The sequence below is a fragment of the Pseudomonas sp. PAMC 25886 genome (assembly GCF_000242655.1).
Lineage (GTDB): Bacteria > Pseudomonadota > Gammaproteobacteria > Pseudomonadales > Pseudomonadaceae > Aquipseudomonas.
The window spans coordinates 279,343-301,324 of sequence record NZ_AHHC01000050.1; the positions used below are offsets into that span (position 1 = coordinate 279,343).

Below are 21,982 nucleotides of genomic sequence, written 5' to 3' on the forward strand. Positions count from 1 at the left end.
GGACCAGGATTCACTTTGTAATTGAGAAGGTGACTACAGCGACGGTCGTGCCTGCTTGACCCATTCCTGGACCGAAGGCCGTTGCCATTGGCGCCGGGCGTACGCCACCAGGTTGGCGGGCACGCTGTCACCGTTGAGGATCAGCCGGTTGAGCATCACGGCCAGGTCCACGTCGGCAATCGACCACTCGCCGAACAGGTAGTCGCGCCCGTCAGCCAGCAGCGCCTGTGCCGCGCTGATCAGCTTTTGCGCTGCCGATTGCGCTGCCGCCGACAGCGGCTCGCCCTTGAGCCCGTAAAACACCACCAGGGTCGAACGTTCCTGCCGGATCGGCATCAGGTCACTGCGCAACCATGCCTGCACCTGGCGCGCCCTCGCCCGCTGGCGAGGTTCTGCCGGGTACACCGGGACCTGTGGGAACACTTCTTCCAGGTACTCGGTAATCGCCGACGACTCGGACAACGCAAACTCACCCTGCACCAGGGTCGGTACACGCCCGGTCAACGACAACTGGGCGAACGCCTCGGAATGGTTCTCGCCCGTGTCGAGGTTCAGGGTGACCAGCTCGAACTCCAGGCCTTTTTCCCGCAGGGTCACGAACGCCGACATCGCGTAGGGGCTGGTGAAGTGGGCGTCAACGTACAGGCGTAGCGAGCGATTGTTCACGACGGGATCTCCTTGGCTGGAACGCCACACTACGAGATCCCGGGACGCAAATGAAATGCAGGGTTTTTATGGGGGCATTCCTGTCTGGAATACCAGCGATAATGGCAATACTATGGCGTCTAGCCACCCTGCCCTTTACACCCAAAAACAGATCAAGGAACGATCAATAGATGAAACAAGCGGTAGTCGTCATCCACGGCATCGGCGAGCAGCGCCCGATGGACACCCTGCGCAGCTTCGTGGAAGCGATGATCCCGGCGGACACCCCCGAGGCCACGCCGTTCTACTGGAGCAAACCCGACCGTTTTTCGCGCAATTTCGATTTGCGCGTGTTGAAGTCGGCGGGCCGCAACACCACGGATTTCTACGAGTACTACTGGGCCCACAAGATGCAGGGCACCAAGGTCGGCCACCTGCTGAGTTGGCTGTGGGATATTTTCAAGCGCCCGCGCCGGGATATTCCCACCGCTATCGTGCCGATCTGGCGCGCCACCCGCTGGACCGTGCTGGCCCTGCTCGTGCTGCTGGTCAGCGGCACCCTGGCGACGCTGTATGGCCGGTTCCCCCACAGTGACAATCCCTTTGCCTTGATCCCGGTGCTGCTGGCGGTGATCGGCCTGGGCTTGAAGTACTCGGCGCTGTCGTACCTCGGCGACGCCGCCCGCTACCTGAGCCCCAACCCGCAGAACGTGGCGGTGCGCGAACAGATCCGCGCCGATGGCGTCGACCTGCTGCGGGCCCTGCACGACAAGGGCGACTACGACCGCATCATCGTCGTCGGCCACAGCCTGGGCAGCGTGATTGCCTACGACATCGTCGGCTACCTGTGGCACGAACATCACGACCAGTTGCACCCCAACAGCCCGGAACTCGCCGACCGCTACGCCAACCACGAGCGCCTGCAACCGGTGGTCCAGGACACGCTGCCCAAGGCCGGAAACGCCCTCGACGGTCGCCTGCAAAGCCTGCTCCGGTTTCGCGAGCAACAGGCCGAAGCCTTTATCGAACAACGCAACCTCGGCAACCCGTGGCGCATCACCGACCTCGTCACCGTCGGCAGCCCCATGGCCCACGCCAGCCTGCTGCTGGGCCGCAGCGTGAGCGACTTCCAGCGCCGCATCGAACGCCGCGAAGCGCCCGCCTGCCCGCCCACACTCGACGAAAAGGGCTATGGCTACAGCGGCCGGCTTTCCCTCACGGTGGGCCAGCGCCCCTTTTCACCGCTGTACCTGCACCACGCCGCCGCGTTCGCCGTGACCCGCTGGACCAACCTCTATTTCCCTGCGCCAATGGGCCTGTTTGGCGACATCGTCGGCGGCCCGGTCAGCCCGGTGATGGGCGCCGGCGTGCTGGACCTGCCGGTCACCGTGGGCAAGTGGAAAGGCTGGCTGGCCAGGTCCTGGCTCAGCCACACCCACTACTGGAGCGAACGCGGCGGCCAGCAGGGCTACCTCGGTAAACTGGCCACCGATGAGGCGGCAATCACCCACGGCGAACGCCCGTCGGCGACGCAAGCGTTGCGTTGGGCGATCGATCTCAAAGGTGTTCGGCGTTTTCGCCAGGCGGGCGCCAGGGACATCGTGGCCGAATCAGAGGCCTAGCCCGAAAAGCCACCGCTCTCCAGAAACACCCGCTCCTCTTCTGTCGTGACCCTGGCCAGCACCTCATTACGATGGGGAAAGCGCCCGAACCGCTCGATGATGCGGGCATGCTCTTTTGCCCAGTGATAGGTATTGGCATCGAGTTCCTTGTTCAGCGCCACCGACAATTGCTGATCCTCGGGGTCTTCAGAATGCTCGAACGGCAAATAACAAAACGCCCGCAACGGGGTTTCAATCAACGTGTCCATCCCCGCCTCGACCATTTGCCGTGCATACAGGCGCGCCAGCGGGTCGGTGGCGAACATATGCGCCGTGCCACGAAAGGTATTGCGCGGGAACTGGTCCAGCAGCAACAGCAACGCCAGCGCGCCTTCAGGTGATTGCATCCAGCCCTCCAGCTCACGCCGGGCCGCCTGTAAATGCAACGTGTAAAAAGCCTCCCGAAAGCGCTGGTCAAACGCCTCATCCTTGGCAAACCAAAGCTTGGGCCCCGCTTGCTTCCAGAACTCAATAACCGCCCGCGATCCATTTTCCATCGTCGTCACACCCCTCTCCTCACTCACGCCCCAAATTTCATCATCACTCTAAACAAAACCTTTAAAGTTTCGGAATGTGTCTGAATGTTTCTACTGCACAAAGGTATTGTTGATGATCCTACGCCTCGCCCAGATTTTCAGTGACTCCAACACCCAGGTTCGCGCCAAGCTGTTTGGCATCTACGGGGTATTGATCGGCATTAACGTGGCCGCCTGGGTTTGGGCGCTGGTGGCGTTCCATGATCATCCGGTGCTGCTCGGCACCGCGCTGCTGGCCTACGGTTTCGGGCTGCGGCATGCGGTGGATGCTGACCATATTGCTGCCATCGACAACGTCACCCGCAAGCTGATGCAGGAAAACAAACGCCCGGTGGCGGTCGGGTTCTTTTTCTCCCTGGGGCACTCTTCTGTGGTGGTGCTGGCGTCCATTGGCGTCGCGTTTGCGGCGTCGGCGATGCAGGACCGGTTTGAAGGGTTCAAAGCCATAGGCGGAGTGATCGGCACCTCGGTCTCGGCCTCGTTCCTGTTGGTGATCGCCTTGATGAACCTGGTGATCCTGCACGCGATCTACAAGGCCTGGCGTCATGTGCGCCAGGGCGGCGCGTACGTGGAGGATGACTTTGACCTGTTGCTGGCAGACCGTGGCTTTATGGCGCGGCTGTTCCGCCCGGTGTTTCGCCTGATCAGCCGCAGCTGGCACCTGTACCCGCTGGGTTTCCTGTTCGGCCTGGGTTTCGACACCGCCACCGAGATCGGGCTGCTGGGGATCTCTGCGACACAGGCCTCTCAAGGTCTGTCGCCATGGGCGATCATGGTGTTCCCGCTGCTGTTCAGTGCGGGCATGTCCCTGGTGGACACCCTCGACGGTCATCTGATGCTGGGGGCATATGGGTGGGCGTACATGAAGCCGATCCGCAAGATCTACTACAACATGACCATTACGCTGGTGTCGGTAGTGGTCGCGGTGGTGATCGGCAGTATCGAAGCGTTGGGGTTGATTGGTGACCAGCTGGATTTGAAGGGGGCGTTCTGGGGCTTTATCGGCGCGCTGAACGACAGCTTCGGGATGCTGGGCTACATGATCATCGGGATCTTTGTGGCCAGTTGGGCGATCTCGGTAATGCTGTATCGCCTCAAGGGGTTTGACCGGATTGAAGTGAAGGCGGGTTGACCTTTTGGCGCTGTTGTTGTGGCGAGGGAGCTTGCTCCCGCTGGGCTGCGAAGCGGCCCCAATAAGGTAAACTGCGATCCACCTGGAATAACACCGGGGCCTTTTGGGGGCTGCTTCGCAGCCCAGCGGGAGCAAGCTCCCTCGCCACAGCAAGCTCCCTCGCCACAACTAGCCCCCTCACCACAACAAGCTCCCCTCGCCACAAGGTATTCATAGGTTTGGGCGGCTTAGAAATCCACCGTCGCCGATAACTTCACGGTCCGCGGCTCGCCCTGGGTCAGGTAGTTATTGGCCGTCGACGCCGACGACCAATACGCCTTGTTCGCCACGTTCTCCACGTTGGCGCGCAAGGTGATGTACTTGTCGTCGGCCTTGAAGCCATACCGCGCGCCCAGGTCGACGCGGGTCCAGGCCGGAATGCTCAGGCTGTTGGCGGCGTTGACGTATTCGCCACCGGTGCGCAGCATCCGTGCGCTGACCGCCGCGCCCTGGAGGCCCGGCACGTCCCAATCCGCACCGACGTTGTACTGGAAGCGCGGCACGCCGGCGGCGCGGTTGCCGTCGGTGGCGCCGTTGGAGGTGTTCTTCTGTTCGGTGTCCATCCAGGTAGCGCCGGCCAGCAGACGCAGGCCGTCGATGGGCTCACCGAACACGTTGAGTTCTACGCCTTTGTTGATCTGCTCACCGTCGACAGTAAAGGTGTCGAGCCGCTGCCCCGGGAAGCGGGTGGTGGCATTGTTCGGCTGTTCGATGCGATACACGCCCAGGGTGGCGCCGTAGTTTTCCCAGTCCAGCTTGACCCCGGCTTCCGTCTGCTTACTGCGCTTGGGCGGGAATACTTCGCCGGGGTTGGTGACGTTCGTGAGCGGTGCCGTCGGGCCCTGCGCCAGGCCTTCAATGCGGTTGGCGTAGAACGACACGTGCTCCCACGGTTTGATCACCAGGCCATAGACCGGCGTGGTGATGGACTCCGAATACGGCGTGCCCCGCACACCGGAGGCGGTGTTCCAGCTGTCCACCTCGATCGTCTGGCGCCGCACCCCCAGGGTCAACAGTACCCGATCATCAATAAAGCCCAGGGTGTCGGACACCGCCGCGCTCTTGATCCGGTTCTTGCCCACAACACGCGGGTCGTGAATATCACTGCCGAAATAGGTGTTGGTCGGCCGCGGTGTTTGCGTCGGGTTGTACAGGTTGCCGGGTTGACGGTTCGCCACCAGGATCGCCTCATACGCCGAGCGTTGCTCGCCCCAGATCCCCGACAGCCCGAGGTTCATCTGATGGGTCACCGGCCCGGTAGCGAAGTGGCCGTTCAAGCCGGCCATTGCGCTTTTGTTGTCTTCGTCGTGGGGCGAATACAGGAAGCCCACCTTGGCGCTGCCATCGTTGCCGACATACAACGATGAATACTGGCCGTTCTCCCGGGTGTGCTTGGCGCCGCCTGCGGCGTAGGCCGTCCAGTTATCGTTCAAATCATATTCGGCATTCACCATGCCGTAAGTGTCTTCCAGCTCCGACCAGCTCCAGTTTTGGGCGTAATTATCGTTGGCCGACGGCGCATGGGGCACCTGGGTACCGGTCGGGTACACCACCGCACGACCATTATTGATGCGCTCTTTCTGATAGCCAAAATCGGTGGAAACCCGCAGGCGCTCGCCGCGGTAATCCAGCGCGACGGCAATCAACTGCGAGCTTTTGTTTTCGTCATCCACGGCGGTGTCGCCACCGTGCCTGGCCAGGTTGACCCGGGCGCCGAAGCGGTTGTCTTCGCCAAAGCGCTGGCCGAGGTCCAGGTGGCCGCCGGCCTGGCTGTCGCTGGCGTAATCGAGGGTGACGCTGCGGGTTGGCGTGTCTTCGGCGCGCTTGGGCACCAGGTTGACGCTGCCGCCGATCCCGCTGCCCGAGGGCGACACGCCGTTGACAAACGCGTTGGGGCCCTTGAACAGCTCCACCCGCTCCAGGGCTTCGGTGGTGATGATCTGCCGGGGCAGCACGCCGTATAGGCCGTTGAAGGCGATGTCATCGGTGCTCAGCGGCAGGCCGCGAATGGTGAACACCTGGGAGAAGTTACCGAACCCCGCCGACTGGCGCACCGAGGCGTCGTTGAGCAGCACGTCGCCGACTGTTCGCGCCTGCTGATCGGCGATGGTTTTCGAGGTGTAGCTGACCACACTGAAGGGCACGTCGCTGATGGACCGGTTGCCCAGTACGCCCAGGCGTGCCGAACGTGCCACCTGGCCGCCGCCGTACGTGTCCGCCTGCGCCCCGCTCGCCTCGCCGCTGATGGTGGTGGCGCCCAGCTCCAATGCGCCACCGCTGGCCTGAGGCACCACGGTGTAGCCATTGGCGCCGGTGCCCTGCAGGGTATAACCGCTGCCCTGCAGCAACTGGGCAAAGCCCGATTGCGCGCTGTAGCTGCCTTGCAACCCCGGGCTTTGTTGATCGTTGAGCAGCGTGGAATCGAACGACAACGGCACCCCGGACAGCGCTGCAAACTGCGCCAGCACATTCCCCAGCGGCCCCGGCGCGAGGTGATAGCTGCGCGCCGCACTGCTTTGCGCCGCGTCTTCTGCCTGGGCGCTTTGCAGCGGCACGATGGCCGCCAGGGCGACTGCCAGGCTCAGTGCTTTCAGGGGGCGGGGGCAGTTTGGGAGCGATCTGGCGGTCATGGGCATTCCTGTCGGCGCGGCGCAAAGTTGAGGGTTCTCCCCTACACCGAACGACAACGAAAAAGGTATCAGCGAACGTTGAAAAAAGTTCAGCGCGGCTCGACCGTCACCCAATACCCGGTGACGCTGCTGACCTTAACCGGCAAGGTTTCCTGCAACAGGTGCAGGCTGGCGTCGGTATCGCGCAGGGAAAACGCCCCCGACACGGTGAGGTTGGCCACCGAGTCATGGCAGCGCAGCACGCCGGCGCGATAGCGCCCCAACTCATCCAGCAAGTCCGCCAGGCGCATGTGCTGGGCCAGGAGCATGCCGTTTTCCCAGGTCAGGGCGCTGACGTCCAACGGCTCCACAGCGGCCACACCGTCTGCGCTGAAGGCGCCCTGCTCGCCCGCCTTGACGATCACGCCCTGGCTGGCATGCTCCGGCAGCAACTCCACCGCACCTTCGGTCACCGCCACTCGGCTGCGCTGCTCACCCACCCGCACACTGAACCGCGTGCCCAAAGCCCGGGCGGTGCCGTGGCGGGTCTGGACGATAAACGGGCGGTGGGCTGCGTCCTTGGCGGTGGTGATCAACACTTCACCCTTGAGCAACTCGATGCGCCGTACCTGCTCGGAGAACGCGATATTCAACGAGCTGCCGGTGTTGATCAGCAAACGCGTGCCATCGGGCAAAGTAAGGTTTTTTTGTTCGCCGATCGCCGTGTGCTGGTCGGCGGTCCATTGCTGCCAGGGTAACTGCCGATACGCCAGCCAGGTCGCCGGGCCTGCCGCCAGCAACAGCCCGAGCGCCTGGCGTCGGCCGAGGGGCTTCTTGCGCCCGATGCGCTTGAGGGTATCGCCGGCAATCGCCGCCGGCACTGTGTTGAAATCCCCCAGAATCGCCTGCGCCCGTTGCCAGGCCTGCGCGTGCTGGGCGCTGCGGCCCTGCCATTGGGCGATGGCGCGGCGGTCTTCGTCGGTGGCGCTGCCGGACTGCAACTGCACCATCCAGTCGGCGGCTTCACCGAGGATCAGCGGATCGATCGATTGGCTCATGCCACGCTCAGGCAGGCCAGGAAGGCGTCGCGCATGTAGCGTTTGACCGAGATCAGCGACACGCCCAACGCATCGGCGATCTGCTGATAGGTCAGGCCGTCGATCTGCGACATCAGGAATGCCTGGCGGGTCTTTTCCGGCAAGTCCCGCAGCATCGCCTCAATGCGGTACAGAGCTTCGAGGATCAACCAGCGGATTTCCGGCGACGGTACATGCTGCTCGGGCAGGTGCGCGATGGTTTCCAGGTAGGCGCGCTCCACTTCCTGGCGGCGCCAACTGTCGATCATCAAACCCTTGGCGATATGGGTGAGCAACGCCCGTGGTTCGGCGCCCAGGTTGCTGCTGGCCTGGCGGGTCAGCAGGCGCATAAAGGTGTCGTGGGCCAGGTCGGCGGCATCGCTGGCGTTGCCCAGCTTGCGGTCCAGCCAGCGGTGCAACCATCCATGGTGTTCGCAGTACAGGTCCTGGATATGCAGATTGAGAGGAGACGACATGCCGATCACCGGGGCGCGCCGGAGCGGTGAGGCTCAAGCGTAATTAAGAATTGATCGCATTCTAATCTGCATCGGCGGTGCTGGCAATTTCACGGTTTGTTGAGCGCTGGAGATTCCTGTGGGAGCTGGCTTGCCTGCGATGGCGGTGTATCAGTCGCCAACGATGCAAGCGGGTCCGCCGCTATCGCAGGCAAGCCAGCTCCCACATTTTTGGTCTTCACCCGGCGTGTGATACCGGGTGCCTGGATCACGCCAGTTCAGCCCGCAGTTGACGCGCCGCCGTCACCATGTGAATCAACGCCGCTTCCGTCTCCGGCCAGCCACGGGTTTTCAAGCCGCAATCCGGGTTGACCCACAGGCGTTCAGCCGGAATACGTTTGGCCGCCTTGCGCAGCAGGTTGGCCATTTCCGAGGCGTCCGGCACCCGGGGCGAGTGGATGTCGTACACGCCCGGGCCAATGTCATTCGGGTAAGCGAAGGCTTCGAACGCGTCCAACAGCTCCATGTCCGAGCGCGAGGTTTCGATGGTGATCACGTCGGCATCCATGGCTGCGATGGACTCGATCACATCGTTGAACTCGCTGTAGCACATGTGGGTGTGGATCTGGGTTTCGTCACGCACACCGCAGGCGCACAGGCGGAAGACTTCGGTGGCCCAGTCGAGGTAGTGCTGCCACTGCGCCCGACGCAACGGCAAGCCTTCGCGGAACGCGGCTTCGTCGATCTGCACGATCCTGATGCCGGCCGCTTCCAGGTCCAGCACTTCGTCACGAATCGCCAGCGCCAGTTGGCGGGCCTGCTCTTCGCGGCTCACGTCTTCGCGCGGGAACGACCACATCAGCATGGTCACCGGGCCGGTCAGCATGCCCTTCATCACCTTGTTGGTCAGGCCCTGGGCATAGCGGATCCATGCCACGGTCATGGCGTTCGGGCGACTCAGGTCACCGAAAATCACCGCCGGTTTCACGCAACGCGAACCGTAGCTCTGCACCCAGCCGAAGCGGGTAAAGGCATAACCCTCCAACTGCTCGGCGAAGTATTCGACCATGTCGTTACGCTCGGCTTCACCGTGCACCAGCACGTCCAGGCCGAGGTTTTCCTGCACGTCTACCGCGTGACGAATCTCGCTGTGCATGGCTTCGACGTATTCGGCTTCGCTCAACTTGCCGGCCTTGTACGACTGGCGCGCCAGGCGGATCGAGGCGGTCTGCGGGAACGAGCCGATGGTGGTGGTCGGGAACAGCGGCAGGTTCAGGCCGGCACGTTGTTTCTCGATACGCTGGGTAAACGGCGAGTGACGCTGGCTGTCTTTGGCGGTGATCGCCGCCACACGCGCTTGCACAGCCGGCTTGTGGATGCGCGGGGAAGCGGCACGGGCCGCTTGTACGGCGCGGCTTTCGGCCAGGGCGGCCACCACGCTTGGCGCGTCAGGCTGATTCACGGCTTGGGCCAGTACGGAGACTTCTTCACACTTTTGCACCGCAAACGCCAGCCAGCTTTTCAGCTCGGCATCCAGTTTGTCTTCACGGCCCAGGTCCACCGGGCTGTGCAGCAAGGAGCAGGACGGCGCCACCCACAGGCGATCACCCAATCGCTGATGAGCGTGCTGCAAGGTGGCCAGGGCTTTTTCCAGGTCGCAGCGCCACACGTTACGGCCATTGACCACGCCCAGGGACAGCACCTTATAAGCCGGCAGGCGATCGAGGATGACCGGGTACTGATCCGGAGCGCGCACCAGGTCTATGTGCAGGCCGTCCACCGGCAGGTTGGCGGCCAGGCCGAGGTTCTCTTCCAGGCCGCCAAAGTAGGTGGCCACCAGCTTCTTCAGCGGGTCGCGCTGGATCAGGTTGTAGGCGCGTTCAAACGCATTTTTCCAGTCCTGTGGCAGGTCCAGGACCAGGATCGGCTCGTCGATCTGCACCCACTCCACGCCCAGGTCCGCCAGGCGCTGGAAGATCTGGCCGTACAGCGGCAGCAGGCGGTCCAGCAGGTCGAGCTTGTCGAAATCGCCGCCTTTGGCCTTGCCCAGCCACAGGTACGTCAGCGGGCCGATGACCATCGGCTTGACAGTGTGGCCCAAGTCGCGGGCTTCCTTGACCTCTTCGAACAGTTGATCCCAACCCAGCTGGAACTGCTGGTCGGCGCTGAACTCAGGGACCAGGTAGTGGTAGTTGGTGTCGAACCACTTGGTCATCTCCTGGGCGTGGGCACCGCCGCAGCGGTTGTCGCTGACGCCACGGGCCATGCCGAACAACATGTGCAGGGTGGCTTTGCCGTCGACCGGGCGGAAGCGCTCAGGGATCACACCAAACATCAGCGAGTGCGTCAGCACCTGGTCGTACCACGCGAAGTCACCGGCAGGCAGCAACTCGATGCCGGCTTTCTTTTGCAGGTCCCAGTGCGCCTTGCGCAGCTCGCGGCCTACGGCGCGCAGACCGGCTTCATCGAGTTCACCCTTCCAAAACGCTTCCTGCGCTTTTTTCAGTTCACGATCGCGACCAATGCGCGGGAATCCAAGGGAATGGGCAACGGCCATGACGTAAAGCTCCAATGTGTAAGTATGGGAGCCATTGTCGGGACGAGGTGATAGTGAGACAAACTCATTTTATTCCAGATGATCACAAGTTCCACTCATGATGACCGGATGAGTCTTCGGTTTTGCTTATCACTGAAATAGCCGGCAGCGTCTGTTTTGACGCCTACGCGCTCAGCATACTTTTGCTTCCCGAACACCCCAGGAAGCCCTCACATGGAACAGCATCCGCCGCTGACCACCCTCCTCGTTCACCTCGCCGCCCTAGGCGTGGCCATCCTCGGCATCGGCAGCCTGGCCGTGTTGATGGCCTGGGCCGGGCGCCTGATTTTCTAGGTCAGTCGGCCGCAATATCAGCGCTCAAGGTGCGGATCAGCGCCTGCGCCTGAGCGTCCCGCTGCGCGGTATAGAGCACCACTTCGCGACTGGGCAGCGGCGGCAGGTCGAAACGCTGCTCCACGTCGACGCAGCCACTGGGCGCCATCCGCCCCACCATCGCACCGATGCCAATCCCCGCCACCACCGCAGCACCGATCGCGAGGATGCCGCTGCCCACAAACGCCTCTTCCCAGGCACGGTTCTGCTCGGCCAAGGCCGCCATCACCATGCTGCGCATGCCGCAGGGTTCCGGCTGGATCGCCAGGGGCAACGCCCCGCCCTGGCGCAATTCGAAATCCCGTGAAGCCATCCAGCCAAAGCGTTCGACGCCCACCACTTCACCGTCCTGGCGACGGTTGTCGTGGCGCAGGATCATCGCCACATCCAGCTTGCCTTGCTCGTAGCTCATCAGCATGTCCCGCGAGGTGCCGAGGCTGAACGCGACGATGACGTCCGGGTCGGTGGTGGCCAACCGTCGCAGCCACAGGCTGAGGTCGGCGCCGACAATGTGATGGCTGACGCCCACGCGCAAGGTGCGTTTCTGCGGGCCAAAACAGTTCATTGCATCCTGGTAGTTGTCGAGCAAACGCCGGGCGCTGGCCAGGAACATCTGGCCATGGGCCGACAGCGTGACCCGCCGCGGCGTGCGCTCCAGCAGCTTGCGGCCGAGGTTATCTTCGAGGCGCTTGATCTTCAGGCTGATGGCGGCCTGGGTGCCGCCAATGGCATCGGCGGCGCGGGTGAAACTCTGGAGTTCGGCGACCAGGACGAACGCCTGGATGGCGTCGATATCGGGCATTTTCATGGATAGGCTGACGCTGGAAAGTTAAGAGGTGACGTTAGCATGCCGCGCCTGCTGCCCAAACCACTGCATGATCAGCCCGCAGCCCGGGTGCGAGGCGGCCGATGGCTGCAAGCACAACGCATACACCCCGCCAGTCGTCAGTGGCTCTCCAAACGGCACCACCAGCACACCGCGCTCGATCGACTCCGCCGCCAGCGTCATGTCGGTCATCGCCACCCCAAGCCCGCGCGCGGCGGCGTCCAGTGCCAGCTCGTCGAGGTTGAACGGGATGTGCCGGTAATCATCCAGCGACCGCGCACCGTTGGCCGCCAGCCAGGTCATCCAGTCCTGTTTGTCGGCCGAGCGATGCAGCAGCGCAAAGTTCGCCAGCTGTTCCATTGCAACCAATGGTCCCAACCCCGGCGCGCAGACCGGCACCAGCGACTCGTGGAACAAGGTCAGGCGCGCAGGCTCGTTGTCGGGTTTGGGCAGGTAAAGAATATAGGCGTCGCTGTCACTGGCCGGCTCAACCACCTCTGTGGCGACGGTCTCAATCGCCAGGGAAATATCGGGATGGTTGCGATAGAAGTCGCTGAGCTTGGGCAGCAGCCAGCGCACCGCCAGCGACACATGCAGGCGGATGCGAAACGGGCGTTTGTGCGGCGAAAGCCGGTCCTCCAGACCCTTCAGTTGCGCCAGAATGCTCCGCGCGCTGGCCAGCACCTGTTCACCCTCGGCGGTCAGGCGCAGGCTGCGACTGGTCCGGGTGAACATCGGTACGCCGAAGTGGCTTTCCAGTTGCTGGATCTTGCGGCTCACCGCGCTTTGGGTCAGGCACAGCTTCTGTGCCGCCACGGTGAAGCTGGCGCAGTCGCTGACTTCCACCAACGCCTGCAAGCCTTGCAACGAGAGCACATGACGGATGTTTTCCATGCGTTTTCCGAATGGCTGGATGATTTTATAACGTTGGTTGTATCACCACAGGCCCTATAGATTCCAGCTATCGCCCGAACTTAGTCATGCGAACCACGCATACAGCCGAGGATCATCATGGAAAACACCTGTGGCTGGATTGCCCAGACTGAAAGCCTCCCCGCCCGGGACCGACTGACCGGCGTGCAGAAAGCCGACTGGCTGGTGATCGGCGCCGGGATCACCGGTTTATGTGCAGCCCATCACCTGGCGGAGATGCACCCCGAGGCCCGCATCGTGATTGTCGACCGCCAGCGTGCAGCCCAAGGCGCCTCGGCGCGTAATTCGGGTTTTGTGGTGGCCCATGAGCACCCTGCTGAAAGTGAACTGATGGGCAACGCAGGCTTCACGGATTTCGAAGTCGACACCTCGATCTCCCGCGCCGCCAGCGACGAGGTGCGCCAGCGCATCGCCCGCCATGCCATCGACTGCGATTTCCGGGACAGCGGCTACTTCTTCGCCGTGCATGATCCCGACAAGCTCAATCATGTGGAGGCCAAGCTGGCGACCTTGCGGGCAGTCGGCGCTTCAGCGCACTTCCTGGAAGGTGAGGCGCTCGCGCAAACACTTGGCACCGAGCATTACCAGGCCGCCATCTGGTGCGGCAACGGCAACGCCCTGCTGCAACCGGCGAAGTACGTGAAGGGTTTGCTGGAAGCCCTGCCCGACAACGTCACGCTTTTTGAGAACACCGACATCACCAGCCTTGAGCGCATGGCCAATGGCGGCATTCGTGCCAACGGCCTGGATGCCTGCATTGAAGCCGGCCAGGTGCTAGTGTGCCTCAACGCCTTTATTCCACGGGTGGGCCTTGAGGCCAGCGCGACGTTCCCGATGGAACTCAGCGCCAGCCTCACCCGCCCTCTGAGCGACGAGGAATACCGCCGTATCGGCGCGGTAGAACCGTGGGGCGTGCTGTCCACCCGGCCACTGGGCGCTACCGTGCGCCTGACACCGGACCGCCGGGTGATGATCCGCAATACGGCGGAATACCGCACCCGCGACCTGTCCAACGGCGAGCTGCTGCAGCGGCGCCAACACCATGTGAAGGGCTTGCAACGGCGCTTCCCGTGGCTCACCGAACAAGACATCCACCACACATGGACCGGCCACCTGAGCGCATCCCGCAGCGGGCAACCGTATTTCGCGAAGGTCGAAAACAACCTGTACGCCGTCGCGGGCTGCAATGGTTCGGGCGTTGCCCGCGGCACGCTGTGGGGCCGGCTGCTCGCCGAATGGGCGTCGGGCCAGGCTTCCTCGCTGCTGCAATCCGTGATGCACCGGGCGCAACCCGGCTGGCTGCCTCCCCGCCCGCTGTTCGACATCGGTGCCCTGCTGCGTATGGGCGTGGAAACGGTGCGAGCGCGGACCGAAATCTAGAACAAAAAACCTCAACAAAGGTGATTCACATGCACATCAACAGTCTGTCCCTGGCAGTCATCCTCAGCGCGCTCCCGGCAGCCAGTTACGCCGCCGAAGAGGTGAACATTTCCAACTGGAACGGCTACATCGCCGACGACACCTTGACCCGTTTCACCCAGGCGACCGGGATCAAGGCGACCTACGACATTCACGACAGCAACGAGGTGCTGGAGTCCAAGCTGATGACCGGCAACACCGGTTATGACGTGGTCAGCCCGTCCAACCATTTCCTGTCGCGGCTGATCAAGGCCGGGGCCATCCAGAAACTCGACCGAAGCCAGTTGCCCAACTGGAAAAACCTCGACCCGCTGCTGATGAAGAAGCTGGAGACCAACGACCCCGGCAACCAGTACGGCTTCCCCTATATGTGGGGCACGGCGGGGATTGGCTACAACGTCGAGAAGATCAAGGCGATCTTCGGCAACACCGACGTCACCCATTCCTGGAGCCTGTTTTTTGATGAAAACAACATCAAAAAACTCAGCGCCTGCGGCGTGGCAATCATCGACAACCCCACGCAGATCCTGCCGATCACCCTCAACTACCTGGGCTTGCCGCACCACAGCCACGAACCGGCCGACTACAAAAAGGCCGAGCAGGCACTGTTGAAGATCCGACCTTACATCCAGTACTTCCACGCCTCCAAGTACATCAGCGACCTGGCGAACGGCAATATCTGCGCGGTGATCGGTTTCAACGGTGACGTGGTGCAAGCCGCCGCCAGCGCCAAGGAGGCGAAAAACGGTATCAACATCGCTTACTCGATCCCGGATGAAGGCTCGACGTTGTGGCTGGACATGGTGGTGATGCCCAAGGGCGCGCCCCACGAGAAGAACGGCTACGCCTACATGAACTACCTGCTGGAACCGAAGGTGATTGCCAACATCAGCAACAGCATTCACTACGCCAACCCCAACAGCGCGGCGGATGAGTTTGTGACCCCGGAGGTAAAAGAAGACCTGGCGATCTACCCGCCGAAAAGCGTGATGGACAAGCTGTTTATCGTCGAGGACCTGCCGCCGGCGATTGCGCGGTTGGCGACGCGGTTGTGGACGAAGTTGAAGACCAATACGTGAGACCGGACTTGCTCCAGGCTCATGGGAGAGCGTTATAGTCACTCCATTGAGCTTGGGATTGAATCAACATGGAAGGACTTCACCAAGGTAGCTGCCTGTGTGGCGCAGTCAGCTACAGAGTATCCACACCGCTGAAAGCCGTGACTCATTGCCACTGCAAAAAGTGCCAGAAGGTTCATGGCGCCGCGTTTGCGACGTACGCGAGCGCCCCGAAATCGTCGGTGCACATCACGTCTTCGCTGCAAACGCTCAAGGCTTACGAATCTTCCGAGGGTGTGTTTCGTGAATTTTGTTCACACTGCGGCTCGTCGCTGTTCTGGTCTGATGCCAACGGCGCTTACCCCGACTGGATTTCGATAGCGATCTCCACACTCGATACACCCTTCCTTCCTGGCAAGCAGAAGCACTCCTGCGTTGAATCCAAGGCGGGGTGGTTTGAGCTGGAAAATAGCAATGGGTGAACCAACGAATGGGTTGTCGATACGCGCAATCTCGGTATTGCCCGAACAAATCCAGGCACTGGAAACAGAGGCGATAGCTGAAGGTTTCAGGTTTCTAACGCGCCTGATTGCAGAGTGGCATAGCGGCACCAACCGTTTCGCTCGACCCGGCGAATGTCTGTTGGGCGTATTCAGCAACAGGCAGTTGATCGCCATTGGCGGGCTGTCCCATGACCCTTACGCCGGGCCGGACGTCGGCAGACTACGCCGGGTGTACGTCGCCCGGGCTTCCAGGGGGCGCAATGTGGGCAAGGCCCTGGTCAGTCGGCTTCTGGAACACGCTGCGCAGCGGTTCAGTGTTGTGCGCTTGTCTACCGACACCCGAGAAGGCGCCGCCTTTTACCTGCGCTGCGGGTTTGAGCCGGTAATGGATGAGCACGCAACTCATGCCAAACCATTAAGTGCCCAGAAGCATTAACAGACTTCAGTCAATCAACCCATCCGCGTCATAAAACGGATACGGCCCCGGGTAGTCCCCGAATACGCCGTTGTGGCTGACCAGCCCTTGCTGTTCATCCCAACGGTGCAAGAGATAACCCGCCGGCTCCAGGTTGAAATGGGCCGGTGCGGCCTCCTGCAGATCCAGCACGATTTGATGGGACGTGCCCGGGCATACACAGCTCACACTGCCGCCGAAACGTCGCTGCATCGGCCGGTGCAAATGCCCGCACAGCAGGCGCTCCACCTGGGGGTGACGGGCGATGACCGTTTCCAGCGCGGCGGCGTTACGGAACGGCTCGCGGTCCATATGGCCAATGCCGCTGATAAACGGCGGGTGGTGCAAGACCACCAGGGTCGGCACGTTCGGGCACAGCGCCAGTTGCTCATCAAGCCAGTGCAATTGGCTGTCCAGTAACTGGCCGCCATGGGCACCGGGAATCGTCGAGTCCAGGCCAATCAAGCGCACCGGGTAGTCATCCACCACCCAGTCCAGCGGGCCGTCGGCGCCATGCGGCAAGTAAGCGTGATCGCGGAAGGCATCAAGCAAATGCTGGCGGTGGTCGTGATTGCCCGGTACCAGGTAACAAGGCATCTGCAAACGGGCCAGTTCGGGGTGCAGCACGGCGTATTCATCGGCGCGACCGAAGTCCACCAGGTCACCGCTGACCACCACGATATCGGGCCGTGGGTAGCTGGCATTCAAATGGTCCACCGCTCGGCGCAATGCACCGAGGGTGTCGACCACTCCGTAGGTCAGGCGCTGGCCGGCTTTAAGGTGCAGATCGCTGATCTGCGCAACAAGAAACGGACGGTTCAACATAGGCTCTCTGAATTCAGGCATGCAGGGTGAACAGCTTGTGTGGGGCGATAGACAGGGCAATCGGGGCGCCGACGGCATGAAGCAGGTTGTCGTTGCTGTCCACCAGCAGCGGTTGCGGGGCGCCGACGTCCACCAGCAGACGGCTTTGCGCGCCCTGGAAAAACTGCGCCAGCAGGTGCCCGTGCAGGTGCCCTTCGCGCTCCATCACCCGCAGGTGTTCGGGGCGGCAGTACACGGTGGCCGGCTGATGGGGCTCGTGCCACGGCAGCTCACCGCCGCACACGGTCAAGCCATGGGCCGTGCGATCCAGCACCGAAAAGGCATTCAGGTTGCCCACAAAGCCTGCGACAAACGCGTTGGCCGGTTGCTGGTAGATCTCCCGGGGGCTGGCCAGTTGCGCGATACGCCCCTGCTCCATTACCAGGATGCGATCCCCCAGGGCCATGGCTTCGCCCTGGTCGTGGGTAACAAACACCGAGGTGATGCCCAGGCCGCGCAACAGCTGGTCCAGTTCGCTGCGCAGGCGCTCACGCAACTGTGCGTCGAGGGCGGCCAACGGCTCATCCAGCAACAGCACTTTGGGCCGTGGCGCCAACGCGCGGGCCAGTGCCACACGCTGGCGCTGGCCGCCGGACAGTTCATGGATGCTGCGCTTGCCGTGATTCTGCAGGCCCACCAACTCCAGCAGTTCGTCACAGCGCTTGTTGCGCTGCGCCGGCGCGATGCCGCGAATCTTCAAGCCGTAGACGATGTTGCCAGCCACATCCAGGTTGGGAAACAACGCGTAGTTCTGGAACACCATGCCCACGTCACGCCGTTCGATGGGCAGGCGGGTGACGTCGTGGTCACCGAAAAACACTTGGCCCACATCGGGACGCTCAAGGCCGGCAATCAAGCGCAAGGTGGTGGTTTTGCCGCAACCGGACGGGCCGAGAATGGCCAGGGTTTCGCCGCCCTCGATGGTCAGGTCCAGGTTCTGCACGGCAACGGTGCCGTCGGCGAATGCCTTGCGGCATCCCTTCAGGCGAAGGGTGATAGCGGTCATCGACGCTCTCCACGGGACAGTCGAGCGCTGATGGCCTGCAACGCAATCAGCAGCGGCACGATCATCAGCAAAAAGATAAGGGTGTAGGCACTGGCGATTTCCAGGCGCGCCGACGCATAGCTGTCAGCGAGGCCGACCGGCAGGGTCTTGGTCATCGGCGTGTGCAGCATCCAGGTCAGGTTGAACTCCCCCAGGGACAGGGTGACGACCATCAACACTCCGGCGAGAATCCCCGCCCGGCAGTTGGGCACCACCACGCTGAAAAAGCGCTTGATCGGCCCCGCTCCCAGACTGGCCGCCGCCTCTTCCAGCACCGGCAACTGCTGGCGTTGCATCACCGCCATCACCGGGCGCACCAGGAACGGCAAGGTGAACAACACATGCCCCACCAGGATGAACAGCCAGCTACTGCGAAACTGCCCGAACTGGCCGTAGGTCAGCAACAACGCCAGCGCACTGGCCAGGCCAGGCATCGCCACCGGCAGCACCATCAACTCCTCGAAGGCGCGGCTGAAGCGGTTGTTCATGCGCACCAGGGCGTATGCCGCCGGCACGCCGATCACGCAGACGCACACCGCGCAGGCCAGGGCCAGTTGCAGCGAGAGCCAGACCGTCGGTGAGTAGGCCTGCCACACCTGGATCAACCAGTCGAAGGTCAGCCCGCTGGACAGGCCGACGAAGAAATTGCGCGTCAGCCCCGCCAGCAATGACATCAATACCGGCACCAACATGAAGGCGCAGACCAGCAAGGTAAACAGCAGCTGGATGACAAACAGCGATGAGCGCTTCACAGGACCGTCCCCGCGTTTTTCACCAGGCGCCGCGTCAGCAGCAACACGGCCCAGGTCACCGCGCCGAGCACCACCGAGAGCGCCGCCGCCACCGCAAAATTGGCGTAATTGGTGAACACGTTGTAGATGGCGACCGGCGTCACGTTCAGCCGCGTGCCCAGGGTGAACGCTGTGCCGAAGGCGCCCATGGACGTGGCAAAACAGATCGCCCCACAGGAGGCCAACGCCGGTGCCAGGCCCGGCACGATCACATCGCACACCACCCGCCAATGCCCGGCCCCCAGTGAGTGGGCGGCTTCCTCCAGGCTACGGTCGAGGCTTTCACACGCCGCCATTACCGTGAGGATGACCCGTGGAATCGAAAAGTACAGGTAGCCGACAAACAGCCCCGCCAGCGAATAGGCAAAGATCCAGCGCTCACCGGCCAGCTGAAGCCCGAGTGAGGCGAACAAGCCTTGGCGGCCCGCCAGCAGGATCACCAGGAAGCCCACCACCACGCCGGGAAACGCCAGGGGAAATGTCAGCAACGCCACCAGCGCCGAACGCCCGAAAAATTGCTGGCGCGCGAGAAACACACCGGTGATGCCGCCCACCAGCAGCGCCGCCAACGTCACCAGCACCGCAAGCACGCAGGTTTGCGCCAGGCTGCCCAGGTATTGCGCGCTGCTCAGCACTTGCCAGTAACCGCTGCCGTGGCTGTCGCGGCTTTCGCCACCCAGCACGATCAAGTGCGCCAGCGGCAACAGCCAGAAGGCGAGCAGCACCGCAAACGCCGGGGCCAGGGCCCAGGCGGGGTTTGGCCGCAAGAGTGCCTTCACTTACTTGACCTCACTCAAATAACGCGCGGCGAAAGCTTCCTGCACGGCGGCCATTTTCTGGTAGTCCACCACACCGGCGCGGGCGTAGTCGCCGTCTGGCAGGAACTGCGCGGCAACGTCCGCTGGCATCTTCACCGGCCGCACCGGGCGCAGGTAGGCCTTGGCCCAGAGTGCCTGGCCTTCATCGGACAGCACGAAATCCAGGACCTTTTCACCGTTGGCGCGGTGCGGTGCGTTCGCCACTAGGCTCATCACATAAGGCACGCTGATGCTGCCTTCCCTGGGAATCACGAAGGCGACGTTGGCGTTGTCCTTGTAGCGGGCGCGGTAGGCGTTGAAGTCGTAGTCCACCAGGATCGGCAACTCACCGGAAAGCACCCGTGCATAGGCGGTTTGCTTGGGCACGATGGGGGCGTTTTTCGAGAGCTTCTGGAAGTAGTCGATGGCCGGGGCGAAGTTGTCGAGGTCGCCGCCCATGGCGCGGTTGATCGCCACCGCCGAGACGTAGCCGACGAAGGCGCTGGATGGGTCGAGGTAGCCGACCATGCCTTTGTATTCGGGCTTGAGCAGGTCAGCCCAGCTTTGCGGCACTGGCAGGCCTCCCAATGCGTCGACGTTGACCATGATGCCCAGGGTGCCGGAGTGAATCGCGAACCACTGGCCGTCCGGGTCTTTCAGGCCGGCGGGAATCTGTTCCCAACCTTTGGGCTTATAGCCCTCCACCACCGCCGCCTTTTGCGCTTGCAGGCCGAACGTCACGCCGTAGTAGACGACATCCGCCACCGGCGCGGCTTTCTCGGCCACCAACTGCGCCAGGGACTGGCCGGAGTTCTTGTTGTCCAGCGGCACCTGCACGCCGGTGCTCGTGGCGATGGCCTTGAGTTGCGTGCCCCAGTCTGCCCAGTCTGGCGGGCAGTTGTAGCAAATCGCGGTGTCGGCGGCCTGGGCCAGGCTGGCCGCGCCGCACAGCAGCAATGCCGCCAGGGTTTTACTGAGCATGCTCATCAAGCGTCTCCTTTATGGGGTTGGGTGCTTTCGCCCGGCCGGATATGGCACGGCAGGCAATGGGAAACCGGGGCGTTGCCGGCGATTTGCGCCAGCAGTTGGTCGATCACGGTGCTGGCCAACAGCGCGATGGGCTGCACCACGCTGCACAGCGTCGGGTGCATCTGGGTGCCCAGGGAAATGCCGTCAAAGCCCATCACCGAGAGTTGTTCGGGTACGTTCCAGGCATGGCGGCGCAGTTCGGCGATCAGGCTGATGGCGAGAAAATCGTTGGAACACACCAGTGCGGTGGGCGCCTGCGAGCCTTGCAGGAAGGGCTCGATGGCGGCGAATTCGGCTTGGGTGTGGGCCGGCATTTCGATCACCGGTCGGCTGTCGAGGCCGTACTCGCCCATGGCATCGCAATACCCGGCGTAACGCAGGCGCGCCCGGTCGGACTGCAACGCGGGGCCGGCGACCATGGCGATGCGGCGATGGCCGGCGTCCAGCAGATAACCGGTGGCCAGCGCCATGCCGGCGCGGTTGTCCACCGAGACGGCGCTGTAGTTGGAGTTGTCGGGTTGGTGGTAGGCCAACACGAACGGGGTTTCTTCCGTGGCCAGGCTGTGGAGCACGCTGTTGCTTTCAGCGTCGGTAACGGTCAGCACGAGGCCATCGACGCGCTGACGCAGCAGTTCTTCCACCACGCTGCTTTCGCGCTCGGCGCTGTAGTCGGTGGTCGCCAGCAGCAGGTTATAGCCCCGCTGGCGTGCGGCGCGCTCCATGGCCTGGAACTGCTCGGCGAACACCGGGTTCAGCAGGTTGGGCACCACCACGCCAATCAGCTGGGTGGTTTGCAGGCGCAGTTGGCGGCCCAGCAGGTTGGGCCTGAAACCCAGCTCGCGGGCGGCGGCGAATACCTGCTCGCGGGTGGCCGGGCGCACTTGTTCCGGGGAAGCGAAGGTGCGCGCGGCGGTGGCGCGGGATACGCCAGCGAGCCGGGCTACGTCTTTCAAATCTGTCATTGTCACTCGCTTGAGATCGATCTCATTGGCGAGGACAGTAACGGGGGAATGTGGCAGTCAGGCGATGGGGAGATGACGGTTTGATGTCAGCGTGGATGGGTTTTTGTCATCCGCTGAAAGTCTTATGTGGGAGCTGTCGAGCTTTAGCGAGGCTGCGATAGCGGTGTGTCAGGCAGCCTGTTTATCGGCTGTGCCGCCGCCTTCGCGGCCTCGCTAAAG

At 62.8% G+C, this 21,982-nt stretch carries 20 protein-coding genes; 6 read left to right on the plus strand and 14 right to left on the minus strand.

Translation table 11 applies throughout. The features are described from left to right. Positions 1-33: 33 nt before the first annotated feature. Positions 34-666: a glutathione transferase gene (gene yfcF, locus MUM_RS0116835; RefSeq protein ID WP_010171834.1), complete on the minus strand. Its 633-nt coding sequence runs from the start codon at positions 664-666 to the stop codon at positions 34-36. 170 nt (positions 667-836) lie between these two features. On the opposite strand from yfcF, the gene MUM_RS0116840 reads away from it, so the two are divergent. Further along, entirely contained in the window at positions 837-2,267 is a 1,431-nt protein-coding gene (locus MUM_RS0116840) for a hypothetical protein (protein ID WP_010171836.1), read from the plus strand. Here MUM_RS0116840 and MUM_RS0116845 read toward each other — a convergent pair. Beyond that, positions 2,264-2,803 carry a DUF924 family protein gene (locus MUM_RS0116845; protein ID WP_010171838.1) on the minus strand — a complete coding sequence of 180 codons (540 nt, stop codon included), beginning with the start codon at positions 2,801-2,803 and terminating at the stop codon, positions 2,264-2,266. The genes MUM_RS0116840 and MUM_RS0116845 overlap by 4 nt on opposite strands. A gap of 112 nt (positions 2,804-2,915) precedes the next feature. Here MUM_RS0116845 and MUM_RS0116850 point away from each other — a divergent pair, with 112 nt between their 5' ends. Further along, complete coding sequence (locus MUM_RS0116850) at positions 2,916-3,974, plus strand: HoxN/HupN/NixA family nickel/cobalt transporter (RefSeq protein WP_010171840.1); 1,059 nt, start codon at positions 2,916-2,918, stop codon at positions 3,972-3,974. A gap of 227 nt (positions 3,975-4,201) precedes the next feature. Here MUM_RS0116850 and MUM_RS0116855 read toward each other — a convergent pair whose 3' ends face one another. From MUM_RS0116855 to MUM_RS0116885, 6 genes are all read right to left on the minus strand, one after another. Continuing rightward, positions 4,202-6,643: a TonB-dependent receptor gene (locus MUM_RS0116855; protein WP_010171841.1), complete on the minus strand. Its 2,442-nt coding sequence runs from the start codon at positions 6,641-6,643 to the stop codon at positions 4,202-4,204. 89 nt (positions 6,644-6,732) lie between these two features. Continuing rightward, positions 6,733-7,680, minus strand: a complete 948-nt coding sequence (locus tag MUM_RS0116860) for a FecR domain-containing protein (protein WP_010171843.1) — start codon at positions 7,678-7,680, stop codon at positions 6,733-6,735. After that, positions 7,677-8,174, minus strand: coding sequence for a sigma-70 family RNA polymerase sigma factor (locus MUM_RS0116865; protein WP_010171845.1), 498 nt, complete (start codon positions 8,172-8,174; stop codon positions 7,677-7,679). Before MUM_RS0116865 ends, MUM_RS0116860 begins: the two co-directional genes overlap by 4 nt. A gap of 247 nt (positions 8,175-8,421) precedes the next feature. Then, positions 8,422-10,710, minus strand: coding sequence for a 5-methyltetrahydropteroyltriglutamate--homocysteine S-methyltransferase (gene metE / locus MUM_RS0116870; RefSeq protein ID WP_010171846.1), 2,289 nt, complete (start codon positions 10,708-10,710; stop codon positions 8,422-8,424). 334 nt (positions 10,711-11,044) lie between these two features. Then, complete coding sequence (locus MUM_RS0116880; protein ID WP_029615953.1) at positions 11,045-11,890, minus strand: LysR family transcriptional regulator; 846 nt, start codon at positions 11,888-11,890, stop codon at positions 11,045-11,047. 21 nt (positions 11,891-11,911) lie between these two features. Continuing rightward, positions 11,912-12,802, minus strand: coding sequence for a LysR substrate-binding domain-containing protein (locus MUM_RS0116885; RefSeq protein ID WP_010171848.1), 891 nt, complete (start codon positions 12,800-12,802; stop codon positions 11,912-11,914). A 117-nt stretch (positions 12,803-12,919) separates the two neighbouring features. Here MUM_RS0116885 and MUM_RS0116890 point away from each other — a divergent pair, with 117 nt between their 5' ends. From MUM_RS0116890 to MUM_RS0116900, 4 genes are all read left to right on the plus strand, one after another. Continuing rightward, positions 12,920-14,221: an NAD(P)/FAD-dependent oxidoreductase gene (locus tag MUM_RS0116890; protein WP_010171849.1), complete on the plus strand. Its 1,302-nt coding sequence runs from the start codon at positions 12,920-12,922 to the stop codon at positions 14,219-14,221. A 29-nt stretch (positions 14,222-14,250) separates the two neighbouring features. Next, positions 14,251-15,339, plus strand: coding sequence for a polyamine ABC transporter substrate-binding protein (locus MUM_RS0116895; protein WP_010171850.1), 1,089 nt, complete (start codon positions 14,251-14,253; stop codon positions 15,337-15,339). Positions 15,340-15,407: 68 nt separating this feature from the next. Then, positions 15,408-15,800: a GFA family protein gene (locus MUM_RS1000000133300; RefSeq protein ID WP_010171851.1), complete on the plus strand. Its 393-nt coding sequence runs from the start codon at positions 15,408-15,410 to the stop codon at positions 15,798-15,800. After that, positions 15,793-16,257 carry a GNAT family N-acetyltransferase gene (locus MUM_RS0116900; protein WP_010171854.1) on the plus strand — a complete coding sequence of 155 codons (465 nt, stop codon included), beginning with the start codon at positions 15,793-15,795 and terminating at the stop codon, positions 16,255-16,257. The genes MUM_RS1000000133300 and MUM_RS0116900 overlap by 8 nt, the downstream gene beginning before the upstream one ends. Before the next feature lie 6 nt (positions 16,258-16,263). Here MUM_RS0116900 and MUM_RS0116905 read toward each other — a convergent pair whose 3' ends face one another. From MUM_RS0116905 to MUM_RS0116930, 6 genes are read right to left on the minus strand one after another with little or no spacing between them, the layout of a single operon-like run. Next, entirely contained in the window at positions 16,264-17,097 is an 834-nt protein-coding gene (locus tag MUM_RS0116905; RefSeq protein ID WP_010171855.1) for a phosphodiesterase, read from the minus strand. Positions 17,098-17,113: 16 nt separating this feature from the next. After that, the gene (locus MUM_RS0116910) at positions 17,114-18,145 is read right to left on the minus strand and encodes an ABC transporter ATP-binding protein (RefSeq protein ID WP_010171857.1); all 1,032 of its coding nucleotides are present in this window, start codon (positions 18,143-18,145) and stop codon (positions 17,114-17,116) included. After that, a complete protein-coding gene (locus tag MUM_RS0116915) occupies positions 18,142-18,936 on the minus strand; it encodes an ABC transporter permease (protein WP_010171859.1) in 795 nt (264 codons plus the stop codon). The genes MUM_RS0116910 and MUM_RS0116915 overlap by 4 nt, the downstream gene beginning before the upstream one ends. Then, entirely contained in the window at positions 18,933-19,754 is an 822-nt protein-coding gene (locus MUM_RS0116920) for an ABC transporter permease (RefSeq protein ID WP_010171861.1), read from the minus strand. Before MUM_RS0116920 ends, MUM_RS0116915 begins: the two co-directional genes overlap by 4 nt. Further along, positions 19,755-20,759: an ABC transporter substrate-binding protein gene (locus MUM_RS0116925; protein WP_010171864.1), complete on the minus strand. Its 1,005-nt coding sequence runs from the start codon at positions 20,757-20,759 to the stop codon at positions 19,755-19,757. Beyond that, positions 20,759-21,763: a LacI family DNA-binding transcriptional regulator gene (locus MUM_RS0116930; RefSeq protein ID WP_010171866.1), complete on the minus strand. Its 1,005-nt coding sequence runs from the start codon at positions 21,761-21,763 to the stop codon at positions 20,759-20,761. Before MUM_RS0116930 ends, MUM_RS0116925 begins: the two co-directional genes overlap by 1 nt. Between the last annotated feature and the right edge of the window lie 219 nt (positions 21,764-21,982).